Genomic DNA, 16195 nt, shown 5'->3' with positions numbered 1-16195 from the left:
TGTGTGAAGAGGCAATTCGGCGGGTGAGGTCGCCGCGTCAGGCAGGACGTACGCCGCCTGCTCGGCCGGCTCGTCGCGCCAGAACAGCGAACGCCTCGCTGAGCTCCGGAGGCCCGACCACCTCGACGTCGGCGTCGAACCGGCACAAGGAGGCGGCCAGCGCCGGCCAGGACCACGACCCCTGGACCAACCTGGTCCGGCTGGGCCCCACCGGCTCGGCGATCCCGTCGCCGGCGAAGGGACGCACCTCGTCCAGGGGAAGGTCGAGCACCACCTCCCCTGTGCACGGCCACCCGCCAGCACCCTCGGAGCCGCGGAACCGCCCCGCGACGAACGCGGCGGCGTCGCCACCGGGGAGCTCCCGGCGTGTGAACCGGGGTCCAGCCGGGATGCGGGGAGTGATCCGGTCGGCCCGGAGGGTGCGCCAGTCGCCCCGGTCGAGGTCCCAGGCGAGGAGGTACCAGCGGCCGCCCCGAAGGACCAGCTCGTGGGGCTCGACCTTGCGCGGCGCAACCGGGTCGCGCCCGGGACCGTTCTCGAAGCCGTCTCCGTGCTCGCTCGCGTAGTCAAGGCGCAGCACCTCGCGGGCGTGGACTGCCGCACCGAGGGAACGGAGCAGGTCGGGTGCGACCTCGGTCTGCCCCGTCCCCGATCGTTCCACCACGGTCACGGACATCCGGTCGAGTCGGTGGCGCAGCCGCGACGGCAGCACCTGCCGGACGGTGGTGAGGGCGCGCACCGCCGCCTCGCCCACCGACGGCGCGAGGCCGAGCCCGTTCCCGGCGGCGACCTGGAGGGCCACGGCCAGGGCGACCGCCTGGTCGTCGTCGAAGAGCAGCGGCGGAAGGTCGGTACCGGCGTCCAGGCGGTAGCCGCCGTCGGGGCCCTTGAACGTGGCGATGCGGTATCCGAGCTCGCGCAGCCGGTCGATGTCGCGGCGTACGGTCCGCGGGCTCACGGCCAGGCGTTGCGCCAGCACCTCTCCCGGCCAGTCCCGGCGCGACTGCAACAAGGACAGCAGTGTCAGCAGGCGGCCGGAAGTGGTGGGCATGCGCTCCATCATGCCCGAGTAGAGGACACTTCCTGTCCTCTATCTGTTCGAGACTGGGCGAGCGGCCGCCGGCCGACGTCTGTCCACAGAACAGAGGAGAACCATGTCCATCACCACCGTCACCCATGTCAACCTGCGCGGGACCGCACGCGAAGCGCTCGAGTTCTATCGCTCGGTCTTCGGCGGCGAGGTCACCGCCGTCACCTACCGCGACGCCCACAGCGTCACCGACGAGACCGAGGCCGACCAGGTGATGTGGGGCCAGGTCGCCTCCCCGGACGGCTTCCACGTGATGGCGTACGACGTGCCCGCCACCCGGCCGCTGGAGTCCGGCATCGCGCCGTACTTCGTCTCGGTCCGTGGCAGCGACACCGAGGAGATCAGTGGCTACTGGGAGAGGCTGACCGCCGTGTCCGCCGGCACCACCACCGTGATCCCGCTCGGCCCCGCCGGCTGGGCTCCGCTCTACGGCATGGCCACCGACCGATTCGGGGTGACCTGGGTCCTCGACGTCCTCCCGCCCTACAGCGGTTGAGCTCTGCGTCGCCTGCCACGTACGCCGCAGCACCCCTCCCGATGACCGCCCATGGGCCGTTCTTGGGGGTCCCTATATGTTTCCGGCGTGACTGCACCTGTACGGGATCGTCCCCGCTACCTGCTCGAGCTCGTTGTCTTCGCTGTCGGCATGTCCAGCCTGGGGGCCGAGATCGCGGCGGCCCGGCTGCTGGCGCCGTGGTTCGGGGACAGCACCATCGTGTGGGCCAACACGATCGCCACGGTTCTGGTGGCGCTCTCGATCGGCTACGCGATCGGCGGCCGGCTGGCCGACCGCAACCCCACGATGGCGGGGATGGCGCGCTGGGTGCTCGCGGCCGCGGCGCTGCTCGCGCTGGTGCCGTTCGTCGCCGGCCCGTTCCTGCGCCTGTCGACCAAGGCGTTCGCCGACCTGTCCGGTGGGCTGTTCGTCGGGTCGCTGGTCGGCGTGGGCGTGATGATCGCGGTGCCCGTGCTGCTGCTCGGCATCGTCTCGCCGTACGCCGTGCGGCTGAAGGTGGACATCGTCGAGGACGCCGGCCGGGTCGCCGGCCGGCTCTACGCGATCGGCACGCTCGGCTCGCTCGCCGGCACCTTCGGCGCCTCGCTGCTGCTGATCCCGCTGGTCGGCAGCCGCCGCACGTTCCTGATCTTCGCGCTGATGTTGGCGATCTCGGTGATCCCCGCGTTCGGCCGCAAGTGGGTCGTCGGCGCCGCGGTGGCCGCCGTGATCGCCGTGCTGATCGCCCTGCCGGTGGGGTCCACCAAGACCGTGACCAGCGGCGGCAAGGTGATCTGGGAGAAGGACACGGAGTACCAGTACGCGCGGGTCATCGAGGACGCTGACGGCGATCGCGTCCTGGAGCTCAACGAGGGCCAGGCCGTGCACTCGGTCTACCGCCCGGGCGAGTACCTCATGGGCGGGTACTGGGACTCGATGCTCACCCTGTCGTTCGCCGGTGAGCGCGAGCCCGAGCACATCGTCAACCTCGGCAGCGCTGCCGGCACGGTGGCCCGCGGGCTGACCCACTACTTCCCCGACATGAAGATCGACGCCGTCGAGCTGGACCCGGAGGTGACCAAGGTCGGCCAGGAGCTCTTCGACTACACCGGCGAGAACATCACCACGCACACCGCCGACGCCCGTCCCTGGCTGCAGTCGCGCGAGGACAAGTTCGACTCAATCCTGGTCGACGCCTACCGACAGCCCTACATCCCGTTCTACCTGACCACCAAGGAGTTCTTCGAGGTCGCGCTGGACCGGCTCTCCCCCGGCGGCACCGTCTCGGTCAACGTGGGTCACGTGCCCGGCAACGACGACCTGGAGAAGGTGCTCACCGCCACGATGCGCTCGGTCTTCGGCGAGGGCCGCGTCTGGCGCGACCCGGTGGACGAGACCAACACCGTGCTGCTGGCCACCAAGGGCGACTTCGACCCCAGGGTCAACCTGCGCAACGCCGAGATGCCGGCAGAGGTGCGGGCGGTGGCCGACGAGGCCGCTGACCGCCTCGAGCCCGGCCTGCGCGGCGGCAAGGTCTACACCGACGACCGCGCCCCGGTGGAGTGGCTGATCGACGCCTCGCTCGCGAAGGTGGCCGAGTAGCCCTCCGCGGTTCACAATGGCTCGATGCTGCCAGACGCCCTGCCCGACCCCGAGGAGCTGTGGTGGTCCTGGGTCGTGCTCGCGGCCTCGCACCGCGCTGCGGGCGACGACCGGTGCTGGTATGACGCCCGGCAGGGCACCTTGTGCCTCGAGCTCGACTCCGGTGAGTGGCTGCGGATGCAGCGAGTGCGCGGCACCCGCTTCTCGCTGTGGGGCCGGTCCCGCGTGGCGCCGAGCACCGCGCCGGACCCTCGGCAGCTCGCCCCTGAGTGGGCGGTGACCGAGGCGACCCTGGAGGACCACCCCTCCTTCGTCGGCTGGCACGCCCACGGGGAGTGGGACACCAGCTCTCCGGGCACCGACGAGGGCGCCCCGCACCTGATCCGTCCGCTGCTCACCGTCGACCCGCGGGCAGTGACCGCGGTTCGTGAGGGGCGCACCGACCCCCAGACGCTCTCCACCTGGATCAACGGCGAGGACCTCACGGGGGCGGTCGACGTGGTGCTGCTCGCCACCGGAGCCGCCCCGGCCGCCGCGACCACGGGAGCGGTGAGCGCCCGGTTGCGCGCCCAGGTTCACGACCAGATGCACGATGCCGCCGAGCGCGAACGGCCCGTGGTCCAGCGGCCACCGGCCCTGGTGCGGTGGCTGCGCGTCAACACACCCCCCATCCCCTTCGAGTACGCCGTGATGGCGCGCCGTGAGCAGCTGCTCCCCGCCCCGCGGAACACCCCGCTCACCGAGCCGGCCCGGCGGAGCCTGACCAACGTGCTCGCGACCCTCCACCGCGACGAGGCCAACGAGGAGTCCGGCGCCTGGCTCTTCGCCCGGGTCACCTCCAGCGACGGGGTCAACGTGCGCTTCCAGCGCGCCTTCGACAGCTGGCCCGCGTGGTACCGGCTGCACGCCGGCGAAGCGGCCCCCACGCTGGAGGACCTCGCCTGGGAGATGCACCAGCGCATCCCCGCCTGGCGTCCACTGTGGGCCAGCCTGCTGCCGGCGGTCCCCCCGACCTGAGCGGCGCCTCGGCAGTGTCCGGCGCTCCTGCCCTCAGAGCAGCCTGCGGTCCGATGCCCAGCGGGTCAGCTCGTGACGCGAGGAGAGCTGCAGCTTGCGCAGCACCGAGGACATGTGGGTCTCCACGGTCTTGATCGAGATGAACAGCTCGGCCCCCACCTCCCGGTAGGAGTAGCCGCGCGCGATCAGCCGCATCACCTCGCGCTCGCGCTCGGTGAGCCGGTCGAGGTCCTCGTCGACCGCTGCCACCTCGACGGTCCCGGCGAACGCGTCCAGCACGAAGCCGGCCAGGCGCGGGGAGAACACCGCGTCGCCCGAGGCCACCCGGTCGATGGCCGCCACCAGCTCGGGGCCGGTGATCGTCTTGGTGACGTAGCCGCGAGCCCCGGCCCGGATGGTCCCGATCACGTCCTCGGCCGCGTCGGAGACCGACAGCGCCAGGAACTGGGTCGGTGGGCCCTGGGTCTCCCGCCGCGGGGAGGCGGCCACCCGGCGCATCACCTCGGCCCCGCCACCGCCGGGCAGGTGCACGTCGAGCAGCACCACCTCGGGCTGGTGCGCGAGGACGGCGGCGACCGCCTCGTCGACGTCGGCCGCCTCCCCCACCACGTCCACGGCCGAGCCGAGCTCGGCCCGGACCCCGGTACGGAACATCGCGTGGTCGTCGACGATGACGACGGTGTGCAGGCTCATGGGCTGGACTCCTTGTTGCGTTGGCCGTGCGGCATGGACAGGCGGACCTCGGTGCCGGAACCCGGCACGCTGCGCACCGACGCGGTGCCGCCGTGGCGCTCCATCCGGCCGATGATGCTGCTGCGCACGCCCTGACGGTCGGGGGCGACCTGCGCCGGGTCGAAGCCGGTTCCGCGGTCGCGGACGAACACCTCGACGCCGGCCGGGGTGGCCTCGCCGTACACGTCGACGGCGCCGGCCCCGGAGTGCAGCGCCGCGTTCGCGATCGCCTCCCGGGTGGCGAGCACCAGCGGACGGTCACCCTCGGCGAGGGTCGCGTCGCCCACGCAGACCACCTCGACCGGTACGCCGAGACTGTCCTCCACCTCCGCAGCCACGCCCCTGAGCGCGTCGGCGAACGTGGCCGGCCCGGCGGTGTCGGGGTCAAAGAGCCACGAGCGGAGGTCTCGCTCCTGCGCGCGGGCGAGGCGGGAGACCGTCGCGGGATCACCGGCGGAGCGCTGGATCAGCGCCAGGGTCTGCAGCACCGAGTCGTGCAGGTGCGCGGCCACGTCCGCGCGCTCCTGGGACCTGACCCGGGCCTCGCGCTCCTCGCTGAGGTCCGAGGAGAGCCGCAGCAGCCACGGCCCGACCATGAACCCGAGCCCCACGATCCCGAAGGCGGCGGCCAGCCCGACGTTGAGCGCGACGGTGAGGTTGCCCGAGCGCAGCGAGAACAAGGTGACGGCGGCGATCAGCAGGAGCAGGCCGACGCCGATGCGCAGGTAGGACCGCCAGCCGCCCTCGCCCACGAGCGCTCCCACGGGACCCAGCCGGCCCCCGGGGTTGCGCCACCGGCCCTGCTGGGCCTCGTCGGCCTGGTGCCAGAGCAGCGCCACCCCGCAGCCCGCGAGCAGCAGCGGCCCCTGGGCCAGGGTCTGGCCGGTGACCATGGCGAGGGCGATCAGGATCCCGATCGCGATGGCGCCGACCGCGACCAGCGGCCCGTAGTCGGCCAGCCGTTGCTGCGGTCGCGCGCCGCGTCGGCCCTGCCGGGTGGCGGCGTCCAGGCCGGGTGAGCGCGACTCGGTGTGGCGTTGGGCGGGCAGGAACATCCACAGGGCGCCGTAGAGCACCACACCGAAGCCGCCGAACGCGACCAGGGCCAGCATGGCCATCCGCACCCACAGCACCGGCAGCCCGAGGTGCTCCGCGAGGCCCGATGCGACACCGCCGATCCAGCGGTCGTCGGTGGAGCGGAACGCGCGCCGGGGCCCGTCCGGGGCGGCGCCGGGCGGCACCGGGCCTGGGCCGGCGGGCAGTGGAGGGGGCAGGGGGCGGCTCATTTCCAGGTCATCGTGTCACCGCGCACCCCCGAGCCACATCAGGTATGACCCCTGAGCCGGTGCGCCGGGGTTTCAGGGTCGTCCCCGATGGTGCCGCTCGCCAGGCACCGCCACGATGGATGACATGAACCAGTACGGCGCCACCACCGACCCCTCCGGCACCTCGCCGGGTGACTCCCCGGACAACTCTCTGGGATCCGAGGAGTCCGGGCAGCACGGCGGTCCCCGCGTCACCGCCGAGCAGCTGCGCGACATCGACCGCCTGCGCCGCAGCACCAGCGACCGCTACATCGCAGGTGTCGCGGGCGGACTGGGCCGCTACCTCGACGTCGACCCCACCGTGATCCGCGTGGTCCTCGGGGTGCTCACCTTCTTCGGCGGGGCAGGTGTCCTGTTCTACGCCGTGGCCTGGCTCGTCCTTCCCGAGGATGGACAGCAGCAGGCCACCGTCGACCTGCCTCCCGACGTACGCCGGGTGGTCCTGCTCGTGGTCGGGGTGGTGGCCCTCGCGGCCGTCCTCGGCACCCCGTTCATCGGCGACAACTGGGGCACGAACTTCCCGTTCCCCCTGGTCGCACTCGCCCTGGTCGCCGTGGCCCTGTTCGCCACCCGCGGCCGCCGCCGGGCCGACCGCGTCCCGCCGGCCCCCTGGGGCAGCGTCCCCACATCCCCCGCCCCGACCCCCGACCCGAGAGGCACCACCATGTCGTCCACCCAGAGCGCGCCCGTCGAGGAGACCCGCCCGATCCACGCGCCCGGCACCGAGGCGGGTTGGATGCCGCCGCAGAACCCCCCGCAGCACCCGGCCCAGGGCCCGCCGCCGGCTTACCTGCCGCCGCTCCCGCCCCGGCCACGGCGCACCGGGATGGTGCTGTTCTGGCCCACGCTGGCGCTGATCGCGATCGCCCTGGGCACCCTGGGCATCTTCGACGTCTCGGCGACGGTGAGCCCCTCGGCGTACTTCGCCCTCGCCCTGGCCGTGACGGGCGTGATGCTCCTGGTCGGCGCCTTCGTGGGCCGGCCCGGCGGCCTGATCGCCCTGGGACTGATGACCAGCCTCGCCCTGGGCGTGGCGAGCACCATCGAGGCCACCACCGACTGGGAGACCAGCGGTGAATCGATGCGCGCCCAGCCGACCAGCGCCCAGGCGGTCCAGGACAGCTACCGGGTCCCCAACGGCTCGATCGACCTCGACCTCACCGGCGTCCGCGACCTCGCGGCCCTGGACGGCCGCACCATCGAGGTCGGCCTCAACGCCGGCGACATCACGGTGGTCCTCCCCCGCGGCCTGAACGCGATCGTCGACGCCGACCTGCGCTTCGTCGGGAACATCACCATCGGCAGCAGCAGTCGCGGGGGCTTCGAGCAGTCACTCACCCGGACGCTCACCGGATCGACCGATCCGACGGCTCCCACGATCACCCTGGACATCGACGCCCGCGCAGCCGGCATCGACGTCCAGCAGGAGTGATCCCCCGGTGACCACACGCCCGTCCCCGACACGTCCCCCGACTTCAAGGAGCACCAATGTCCGCCCCCCAGCCCCCCGCTGAGCGCCGCGTCAAGATCCCCCACCTCGTCTTCGCCCTGCTCTTCCTCGGCCTCGTCGTCATCTGGTCCCTGGGTACCAGCGGGGTGCTGCGAGGCGAGTCCCTGACCATCCTGGGCCCCGCCGTGCTCGTCGCCGCCGGCGTCATCGGGCTCGGCGCCAGCCTCGCCGGCAGCCGCAGCCGCAACCGCGACGCCACCCTTGCCGAGCCCTTTACCGAGCCCTTTACTGGGCTCTCTTCCGAGGGCGAGGAAGCAGGTCGTTACGGGTACGACCACGATGAGTACGACCAGCCCGTGCCGTCCGACGACACCGAGGAGCTCCGATGACCGACCAGCCGAACGATCCCTACATGCAGCCCCCCGGGCAGCCGCCCGTGCAGCCCCCGCCGCCGCCGCGGCCGGTCAAGCGGCTCACCCGCAGCTCGGTGGACTCCCCGGTGAGCGGGGTCTGCGGCGGCATCGCGGAGTACGTCGGGATCGACGCCACCGTCGTCCGCGTGCTCGCGGTCCTCGCGATGGTGTTCACGTTCCCGGTGGGCCCGCTGGTCTACGTCGTGCTGTGGGCGATCATCCCCAAGCAGTGAGACGCCTCAGTCCCGCGAGGAGTCCGAGAGCGACCGGGTGATCACCTGGTTGGAGGCCCGCTGGAAGCCGCCGACGACCGCCTCGAGCGTGAGCTGGCGCAGCTGCGAGACCTTCTGCTCGAACGCGGCCTTGTCGGCCTCGCTGTGCGGCTGGCCCCGGAACGGGGCGAGGACCCGCGTGCGCAGGATGTGGGTGAGCTCGTCGGCCAGCGCGTCCATGTGCCGGGTGATCGCCTCGGCGGCCTCCTCCACGGAGTCGACCGGGATGTCGAGCTCGACCAGCTTCAGCGCGGAGTCGAAGGACGGCAGCGGCTCGTAGCGGTCGCCGTCGACGCGGACCGCGTAGATCCTCACCAGCCGGTCGATGTCCTCGTCGTCGAGGGTGCGCCCGGCGCGGCTCTCCAGCTCGCGCCGGGTCACCGACTCCCGCGGCCCCGCGCTCCACGAGGTGAGCAGCGCACGCTGCAGGGTGAGGTCCTCCACGGAGGCGTCGGCCGGGACCCGGGCGAGGTACTTCTCGATCGCGGCCAGGGTGAAGCCGTGGTCCTGCAGGGCCCGGATCAGGTCGAGGCGGGCGCGGTGCGCCGGGGTGTAGTACGCCATCCGCCCGCGGCGCGCCGGCGGTGGCAACAGCCCTAGGCCCGCGTAGTAGCGGGTGGTGCGCACCGTCATCCCGCTGGCTGCGGCGAGCTCGTCCACGGTGTAGAGCTGCTCCCCGGGCCCGGCTCCGGCCCCGGGTCCAACTGCGGGTGACCCTGGCTCGTCCGACACCCCTCGACCGTAACAGTCCTACTGGCACAGTGCCGCCTCCGCGTCTCATTGGCAGGCGGGTGCAGCCGCGTCGGCCTTGAAGCGTGACAGTTTTGCTGTAACAGTGAGAACGTCATCCTCACCCTGCCGACTGGAGCCCTTCATGCCCGACCTGTACACCGCTGAGCACGAGGACTTCCGGAAGAGCGCCCGGACCTTCTACGAGCGCGAGGTCGTGCCGTTCCACGACCAGTGGGAGCAGGACGGGATCGTGCCGCGCGAGCTGTGGCTCAAGGCCGGCGAGGCCGGGCTGCTGTGCTTCGACGTGCCCGAGGAGTACGACGGCCCCGGCGTCGACGACTTCCGCTACAACGTGATCGTCTCCGAGGAGCAGACCCGCGCAGGAGTCAGCGGCCCCGGGTTCTCGGTGCACACCGACATCATCGTTCCCTACATCACCAGCCTCGGGACCGAGGAGCAGAAGCAGCGCTGGCTGCCCGGCACCGTCTCGGGCGAGATCGTCACCGCGATCGCGATGACCGAGCCGGGCGCGGGCAGCGACCTGCAGGGCATCCGGACCACCGCGGTCGACAAGGGTGACCACTACCTGCTCAACGGCTCCAAGACCTTCATCAGCAACGGCATCCACGCCGACCTCGTGATCGTGGTCGCCCGGACCGACCCCGAGGCCGGCCACAAGGGGATCAGCCTGCTGGTCGTCGAGCGCGGCATGGAGGGCTTCGAGCGTGGTCGCAACCTCGACAAGATCGGGCTGCACGCGCAGGACACCTCCGAGCTGTCCTTCACCGACGTCGTGGTGCCCAAGGAGAACCTCCTCGGCGAGGAGGGACAGGGCTTCATCTACCTGATGATGAACCTCCCCCAGGAGCGGCTGATCATCGCGGCCCAGGCCGTCGCCGCCGCCGAGGCAGTCGTGGAGATGTGCATCGACTACGCCAAGACCCGCGAGGCGTTCGGCAAGCCGATCGGCAAGTTCCAGCACAACCGGTTCCTGGTCGCCGAGATGGCCACCGAGGTCCGGGTCGCCCGCGCGTTCCTCAACGAGTGCCTCACCAAGCACCTCGCGGGCGAGCTCACCGCTGTGGACGCGTCGATGGCGAAGTACTACTGCACCGAGCTGCAGAACAAGCTGGTCAACCAGGGCGTCCAGCTCCACGGCGGCTACGGCTACATGATGGAGTACCCCATCGCCAAGGCCTACCTGGACAGCCGGATCTCCACGATCTACGGGGGCACGACGGAGATCCAGAAGGAGATCATCGGCCGGAGCCTGGGTCTCTAGGCGATGGACTTCGACCTTCCCGAGTCCGCCGTCGCCGTACGCGCGGGTGTCGCTGCCGTCGCAGCGAAGTACGACCACGCCTACTGGTCGCGGTGCGAGGAGAACCACCGCTATCCCGAGGAGCTCTACCGAGACCTCGCCGACGGCGGCTGGCTCGGCCTCAGCGTCCCCGAGGAGTACGGCGGCGGCGGGCAGGGACTGCTCGAGACGGCGATCGCCTGCGAGACCCTGTGCGCCTCCGGGGGCACGGCGGGCTCGTTCATCTACGTGCTCAACCCGGGCTTCGGCGTCACGACGCTGGCCCGGCACGGCACCCAGGAGCAGAAGCAGGAGATCCTCCCGGGCCTGGCCACCGGCGACCTCCAGTTCAGCTTCGGGCTCACCGAGCCCGACGCCGGCTCCAACGCCATCGAGATCACCACCAGCGCCCGCCCCGACGGGGACGACTTCCTGATCAAGGGCCAGAAGGTGTGGATCTCCAACGTCGAGCGGGCCGACTGGATGGTCGTGGTCACCCGTACGATCCCGGCCGCCGAGGCGAGGCCGCGCACGTCCGGCTTCACGCTGTTCCTCCTCGACGTCAAGGAGGCGCTGGCCGCCGGGACGTTGAGCTACACCCCGATCCCGAAGATGGGGTCGAACATCCTGCACTCCAGCCAGGTCTTCCTTGACGACGTCCGGGTCCCCGCCCACCGGGTGCTCGGCGAGGTCGACGAGGGCTTCCGGGTGCTGTGGGACGTGCTCAACCCGGAGCGGATCATCGCTGCTGCCGGTGCCGTGGGCGGTGCCGACGCCGCACTGGACGTCGCCTCCGACTACGCCCGTGAGCGCCAGGTCTTCGGGCGCCCGATCGGGTCGAACCAGTCGATCCAGTTCCCACTGGCCCAGATCAAGGCGAAGGCCGAGCTGGCCCGGCTGATGACCTACAAGGCCGCCTGGCTCTTCGACCGGGGCAGGCCGTGCGGGAGCGAGGCGAACGTCGCCAAGCTGACCGCGGCCCAGGCCTCGTGGGAGGCCGCGGACCAGGCGTTCCAGACCCTCGGCGGGATGGCGTACTCCAAGGAGTACCCGGTGGAGCGGATGTTCCGCGACGCCCGCATCGCCAAGAACATCCCGGTCTCGGAGCAGATGGTGCTCGCCCACATCGGCACCTCGATGCTGAACCTGCCGAAGAGCTATTGACGCTCCCCCGGACTGCGGAGAGACTCCAGACCCCCGACCAGGAGACTCACATGACCGATGTCCTCGCAGACCGGCAGCAGATCGAGGCCCTGATCGCGGGGAGGTCGATCGTGCAGGCGTTCGCGGACACCGTGGCCGAGCAGGGCGACGCCCCGGCGTACTCCGACAAGATCGGGGTCGAGGACCCGGCCGGCTGGCGCACGCTGTCCTGGCGCGAGCTGCGCGAGACCGCCCTGGACGTGGCCGCGGCGCTGGTCGACCTCGGCGTGCAGCCCGGTGACCGGGTCGCGATCATGGCCTCGAACCGGATCGAGCACGTGGTCGCCGACATCGGGGCCCTGCACGCCGGCGCGACGCCGATGTCCATCTACAACACCCTCTCCCCCAGCCAGGTCGGCTACATCGCCGGCCACGCCGCCCCCGCGGTCGTGGTGCTCGAGAGCGCCGACCACCTCGCCCGCTGGGCCGACGCACTGGCCGCCGGCGAGGTCCGGCAGGTCGTGGTGCTCGACCCGGCCGCCGTACAGGGCGGGGCGATCACCTGGGACCAGCTGCTCGAGCGCGGCCGCGCCACCAGGGAGCAGCACGCCGCGGAGGTCGACCGTCGCTGGCAGGCCATCGACCCCGACCAGCCGGCGACGATCCTCTACACCTCCGGCACGACCGGCAACCCCAAGGGCGTGGTGATCACCCACCGCAACGTGCTCTTCGAGGTGGAGAGCAGCACCCGGACCGCCGGGCTCGAGGGCGAGGAGAACATCGGGGTCTCCTACCTGCCCTACGCCCACATCGCCGAGCGGGTGCTGGGCATCTACCTGCCGATGGCCCAGGGCGCCCACCTGCACCTGATCGGTGACCCGGCCCAGCTGGTCGGCGCGCTCGGCCAGGTCCGCCCGACGCGGTTCTTCGGGGTTCCCCGGGTCTGGGAGAAGATCCAGACCGGCATCGGCGGGCTGCTCGCGATGGAGACCGACGCGGCGAAGAAGCAGGCTGTCGCCGACGCGATGGCGGTCGGACTGGAGTACGTCGAGTCGCTGCAGGTCGGTCACCAGACCAGCCCCGAGCTCCAGGCGCGGTACGACGCCGTCGACCAGGCCGTGCTCACCCCGATGAAGTCGATGCTCGGCCTGGAGCGGGTGGCCTGGGCCGGCTCCGCGTCGGCCCCGATGCCGCTGGAGACCGCGCGGTTCTTCGCCGGCCTCGGGTTCGCCATCTTCGACATCTACGGGATGACCGAGACGACCGGCTCGGTCACCGCCTGCGGGCCCGGCCGGTTCAAGCTCGGCACCGTCGGCCAGGCCCAGCCCGGCATCGAGATCGCGATCGCCGAGGACGGCGAGATCCTCACCCGGGGCCCGGTGAACACCTCCGGCTACCTCCAGAACCCCGAGGCCACCGCCGACCTCGTCGACGAGGACGGCTGGGTGCACACCGGCGACATCGGCGAGCTCGACGAGGACGGGTTCTTGAAGGTCGTCGACCGCAAGAAGGAAATGATCATCACCTCGCAGGGCAAGAACATCGCACCCTCGAACATCGAGAACCTCCTCAAGGAGAGCCCCCTGGTCGGGCACGCGCTCGCCTACGGCGACTCCAAGCCCTACGTGGTCGCCATCATGACCCTCGACCCGGACGTCGCACCGGTGGTCGCCGCCAAGCTGGGCCTGGAGTACGCCGACCTCGCCGGCCTCGCGCAGGCACCCGAGATCCTCGCCATGGTGGAGGACGCGGTGGCGAAGGCCAACGAGCGGCTCTCCCGCCCCGAGCAGGTCAAGAAGTGGACCCTGCTGCCGGTGGAGTGGACCGCCGAGACCGCGGAGCTGACCCCGACGCTGAAGGTGAAGCGTCGCGTCGTGCACGCGAATTACGCGGACGCGCTCCAGGGTCTCTACGCCCAGTCGTGAGGCTGGACGCGGGCCTGCCACCCGGGCCCCTTACTTTGTAAACTTTTTGCCCTCGCACCCTTTGTGATGCTCATCTCGTCGGCTACTGTGAAACGACGCGCCGCGCAGATGCGGCGGGCATCTCGTTGAAGCCAACCGGCCGGATGCCGCAGTGCTGTAGGGGAATGGCACTCCTTCCCTCAGCTCTCCCTCGGGGAGCGATTCACAGGTCGGTGAGCACACATGCCTGCACTAGCCCAACCCCAAACGGCCGGTCACCTGGCCCACGAACAGACCCGTCCCGAGAACGCCCGGGCCACCCGGACGCGCGAGCTCTTCACCCTCGCCGGGTGCGCCGGCACGGCCGAGGAGCGACGCGCGCTCCTCGACACCGTGATCGAGATGCACCTCGACCTCGCCCACGCCGAGGCCGGCCGCTACCGCTCGCGGGGCATCCCCGTCGACGACCTGCGCCAGGTCGCCGCTCTCGCGCTGACCAAGGCCACCCGGGGCTACGACGTCGCCACCGGCCACGACTTCCTCTCCTACGCCGTGCCCACCATCCGCGGCGAGCTGCGCAAGTACTTCCGCGACCACGGCTGGATGATCCGGCCGCCTCGCCGGATCCAGGAGCTGCAGGCCCGGATCAACGCCGCCGAGGCCGTGCTGTCCCACCGGCTCGGCCGGTCCCCGCAGCCGGCCGAGATCGCCGAGCACCTCGACGAGCCCCGGGAGTCGGTGATCGAGGCGCTGGCCAGCGACGGCTGCTTCGCGCCGGCCTCCCTGGACCACCCTGCCGGTGGCGACGGGTCCACGACCCTGGGCGAGCTGCTGCCGCTCGACGACGCCGAGCACCGCGCGGCCGACGCGCGGCTGATGCTCAGCCCGGTGCTGAACACGCTCGGCAAGCGCGACCGGCTGATCCTCGACATGCGCTTCCACCAGGGGATGACCCAGCGCGAGATCGCCGCCTGCATCGGGGTCACCCAGATGCAGGTCTCCCGGCTGCTGACCCGCATCCTGGGCCAGCTGCGCAACAGTGTCGGCGAGGTTCACGCGTCCTGAGCCGGGCCGATCCTGAGCCGGGCCGAGGCAGACGGGTCGTCGGCCGCTAGGACGCTGCCACGCCTCGCCCGGAGACCCAGCGGTCCCTGACCGTGACCGTTGCCGCGGGGAAGTCGGTGAGCAGCCCGTCCACCCCGAGGTCGAGCAGCCGGACGATGTCGTCGGGCGTCTCCTTCCTCAGGGTCCACACGAGGACACCGAGGCCCGCCCTCCTGGCCACCTCTACCGTGCGGGCGACGGCGTGCCGCTTGTGCACCCCGATCGAGTTCGCATACCTCGCCTCTCGGTGCAGCATCCGGCGCTTGACCGGCTCCAGGGGCCCCACCAGGCGGACCAGCTCGTTGTCCACGCGGTGCCGCAGCGCCCGCAGCACCGAGGAGTCGAACGACATCACGCTGACCGGTGACAGCGCGCCGGTCAGGCTGCGCCGCCGCAGCAGGTCGAGCAGCGGCTCGTGCATCGGCATCCCGAGACCGGCGAAGACCTCGGGGTGCTTGAGCTCGACGTGCACCCCGAGCCGGCGGCCGGACCGGGCCGACTCGGCCTCCCGCAGGTCGAGCAGCTCCTCGAGGGTGAGCACGTGCCCCTGGCCGTCGTACATCGCGCTGGTGGGTCGCTTGCGCGGCCAGCGCTCGCGCGCCCGGAGCCGCCGCAGCTCGGCGAGGTCGAAGTCCTGCACGAACCAGCCGTGCTGCACCAGGCCGTCGACCACCAGCCGGCGGCGGCGGTGCGCGAACTCGGCATGCTGGGCCACGTCGGTGGTCCTGGCCAGGTCGAGGTCGTGGCGGCAGACCAGCACCCCGTCGCGGGTGCAGACCACATCGGGCTCGACCGACTCGGCGCCCATGCGCCAGGCCAGCCGGTAGGCCATCGAGGTGTGCTCGGGGCGATGACCGCTGGCACCGCGGTGCCCGATCACGAGGGTTCTGGTCACACCCGCGACGCTCCCCGCCGCGAGTGACGGACCGGTGACGTACGCCCCAACGGAGGGCGAGCGTCTGGGGCCGTCTGCGGCCGATCCGGGGTCCCCGTACCTTTCTCGCATGCAGATCGACTCGTTCGGCTCCTTGTCGCTCCGACCGGCCCTCGACCACCCCGAGCTCCTCGCCGCCCCGGTGCGCGAGGCGCTCGCCTCCTGGGAGCACGCGGGCGAGGTCGCCGTGGCCGTGATCGACCCCGAGCTGGCCGACACCGCCGCGATGACCGAGGCGTACGGCGTCTCGCTGGAGGCCAGCGCGAACTGCGTCGTGGTCTCGGGCCGGCGCGACGGCCAGGAGCGCTCGGCGGCCTGCGTGGTGCGCGCGGACACCAAGGCCGACGTCAACGGCGTCATCAAGCGCACCCTCGACGTGCGCAAGGCCTCCTTCCTCAACCACGACCGTGCCGTGACCGAGACCGCCATGGAGTACGGCGGGATCACGCCGGTCGGCATCCCCTCGGACTGGCGCCTGCTCCTCGACCCACGCGTGGTCGAAATCGAGACCGCCATCATCGGCAGCGGCATCCGTGGGTCCAAGCTCGTCCTGCCGGGCCGGCTACTGGTCCAGCTCCCCCGGGCCGAGGTGGTTCCGGAGATGGCTCGCCAGGTCTAGTCTCGAAAACTTGGGGTGGACGATGAGTTCTGGACGCTCCCGGGGTCTGCCTCAGGTCAGTG

At 71.5% G+C, this 16195-nt stretch carries 16 protein-coding genes; 11 read left to right on the top strand and 5 right to left on the bottom strand.

Going from position 1 to position 16195, the window contains the following annotated elements; genetic code table 11:
• Nucleotides 1-37 precede the first annotated feature (37 nt).
• Nucleotides 38-1051, bottom strand: coding sequence for a helix-turn-helix transcriptional regulator (locus AC4BGC_RS03430; RefSeq protein ID WP_490554320.1), 1014 nt, complete (start codon nt 1049-1051; stop codon nt 38-40).
• A 103-nt stretch (nt 1052-1154) separates the two neighbouring features.
• Between AC4BGC_RS03430 and AC4BGC_RS03425 the strand changes: the two genes are divergently transcribed.
• The 3 genes from AC4BGC_RS03425 to AC4BGC_RS03415 all read left to right on the top strand — a co-directional run bounded on the left by AC4BGC_RS03425 (nt 1155) and on the right by AC4BGC_RS03415 (nt 4205).
• Entirely contained in the window at nt 1155-1586 is a 432-nt protein-coding gene (locus AC4BGC_RS03425; RefSeq protein WP_490554319.1) for a VOC family protein, read from the top strand.
• Nucleotides 1587-1673: 87 nt separating this feature from the next.
• Entirely contained in the window at nt 1674-3188 is a 1515-nt protein-coding gene (locus tag AC4BGC_RS03420; RefSeq protein ID WP_490554318.1) for a spermidine synthase, read from the top strand.
• 24 nt (nt 3189-3212) lie between these two features.
• Nucleotides 3213-4205, top strand: coding sequence for a hypothetical protein (locus tag AC4BGC_RS03415; protein WP_490554317.1), 993 nt, complete (start codon nt 3213-3215; stop codon nt 4203-4205).
• 33 nt (nt 4206-4238) lie between these two features.
• Here the strand turns inward: AC4BGC_RS03415 and AC4BGC_RS03410 are convergent, their stop codons facing one another.
• A complete protein-coding gene (locus AC4BGC_RS03410) occupies nt 4239-4898 on the bottom strand; it encodes a LuxR C-terminal-related transcriptional regulator (RefSeq protein ID WP_490554316.1) in 660 nt (219 codons plus the stop codon).
• On the bottom strand, nt 4895-6223 hold the full coding sequence (locus tag AC4BGC_RS03405; protein ID WP_490546132.1) for an ATP-binding protein: 1329 nt from the start codon (nt 6221-6223) through the stop codon (nt 4895-4897). The genes AC4BGC_RS03410 and AC4BGC_RS03405 overlap by 4 nt, the downstream gene beginning before the upstream one ends.
• Before the next feature lie 124 nt (nt 6224-6347).
• Here AC4BGC_RS03405 and AC4BGC_RS03400 point away from each other — a divergent pair, with 124 nt between their 5' ends.
• From AC4BGC_RS03400 to AC4BGC_RS03390, 3 genes are read left to right on the top strand one after another with little or no spacing between them, the layout of a single operon-like run.
• Nucleotides 6348-7694 carry a PspC domain-containing protein gene (locus tag AC4BGC_RS03400; protein WP_490554315.1) on the top strand — a complete coding sequence of 449 codons (1347 nt, stop codon included), beginning with the start codon at nt 6348-6350 and terminating at the stop codon, nt 7692-7694.
• A gap of 56 nt (nt 7695-7750) precedes the next feature.
• A complete protein-coding gene (locus AC4BGC_RS03395) occupies nt 7751-8101 on the top strand; it encodes a hypothetical protein (protein WP_490554313.1) in 351 nt (116 codons plus the stop codon).
• The gene (locus tag AC4BGC_RS03390) at nt 8098-8358 is read left to right on the top strand and encodes a PspC domain-containing protein (RefSeq protein ID WP_490554312.1); all 261 of its coding nucleotides are present in this window, start codon (nt 8098-8100) and stop codon (nt 8356-8358) included. The genes AC4BGC_RS03395 and AC4BGC_RS03390 overlap by 4 nt, the downstream gene beginning before the upstream one ends.
• A gap of 6 nt (nt 8359-8364) precedes the next feature.
• Here the strand turns inward: AC4BGC_RS03390 and AC4BGC_RS03385 are convergent, their stop codons facing one another.
• Nucleotides 8365-9129 (bottom strand): MerR family transcriptional regulator, encoded by a 765-nt coding sequence (locus AC4BGC_RS03385; protein ID WP_490546139.1) that lies wholly within the window; start codon nt 9127-9129, stop codon nt 8365-8367.
• A gap of 142 nt (nt 9130-9271) precedes the next feature.
• Between AC4BGC_RS03385 and AC4BGC_RS03380 the strand changes: the two genes are divergently transcribed.
• The 4 genes from AC4BGC_RS03380 to AC4BGC_RS03365 all read left to right on the top strand — a co-directional run bounded on the left by AC4BGC_RS03380 (nt 9272) and on the right by AC4BGC_RS03365 (nt 14541).
• A complete protein-coding gene (locus AC4BGC_RS03380) occupies nt 9272-10411 on the top strand; it encodes an acyl-CoA dehydrogenase family protein (protein WP_490546141.1) in 1140 nt (379 codons plus the stop codon).
• A gap of 3 nt (nt 10412-10414) precedes the next feature.
• The gene (locus tag AC4BGC_RS03375) at nt 10415-11593 is read left to right on the top strand and encodes an acyl-CoA dehydrogenase family protein (RefSeq protein WP_490546142.1); all 1179 of its coding nucleotides are present in this window, start codon (nt 10415-10417) and stop codon (nt 11591-11593) included.
• A gap of 50 nt (nt 11594-11643) precedes the next feature.
• Complete coding sequence (locus AC4BGC_RS03370; RefSeq protein WP_490554311.1) at nt 11644-13497, top strand: AMP-dependent synthetase/ligase; 1854 nt, start codon at nt 11644-11646, stop codon at nt 13495-13497.
• A gap of 222 nt (nt 13498-13719) precedes the next feature.
• Nucleotides 13720-14541, top strand: coding sequence for a sigma-70 family RNA polymerase sigma factor (locus AC4BGC_RS03365; protein WP_490554310.1), 822 nt, complete (start codon nt 13720-13722; stop codon nt 14539-14541).
• A gap of 46 nt (nt 14542-14587) precedes the next feature.
• Here the strand turns inward: AC4BGC_RS03365 and AC4BGC_RS03360 are convergent, their stop codons facing one another.
• Entirely contained in the window at nt 14588-15475 is an 888-nt protein-coding gene (locus AC4BGC_RS03360; RefSeq protein ID WP_490554309.1) for a glycerophosphodiester phosphodiesterase family protein, read from the bottom strand.
• A gap of 109 nt (nt 15476-15584) precedes the next feature.
• Between AC4BGC_RS03360 and AC4BGC_RS03355 the strand changes: the two genes are divergently transcribed.
• Complete coding sequence (locus tag AC4BGC_RS03355) at nt 15585-16133, top strand: YbaK/EbsC family protein (RefSeq protein WP_490554308.1); 549 nt, start codon at nt 15585-15587, stop codon at nt 16131-16133.
• Nucleotides 16134-16195: the final 62 nt, after the last annotated feature.

It is taken from the genome of Nocardioides sp. Z38_18 (assembly GCF_058215695.1).
The sequence above is the reverse complement of the archived record's forward strand: the minus strand, read 5'-3'. Positions and strand labels throughout refer to the sequence as shown.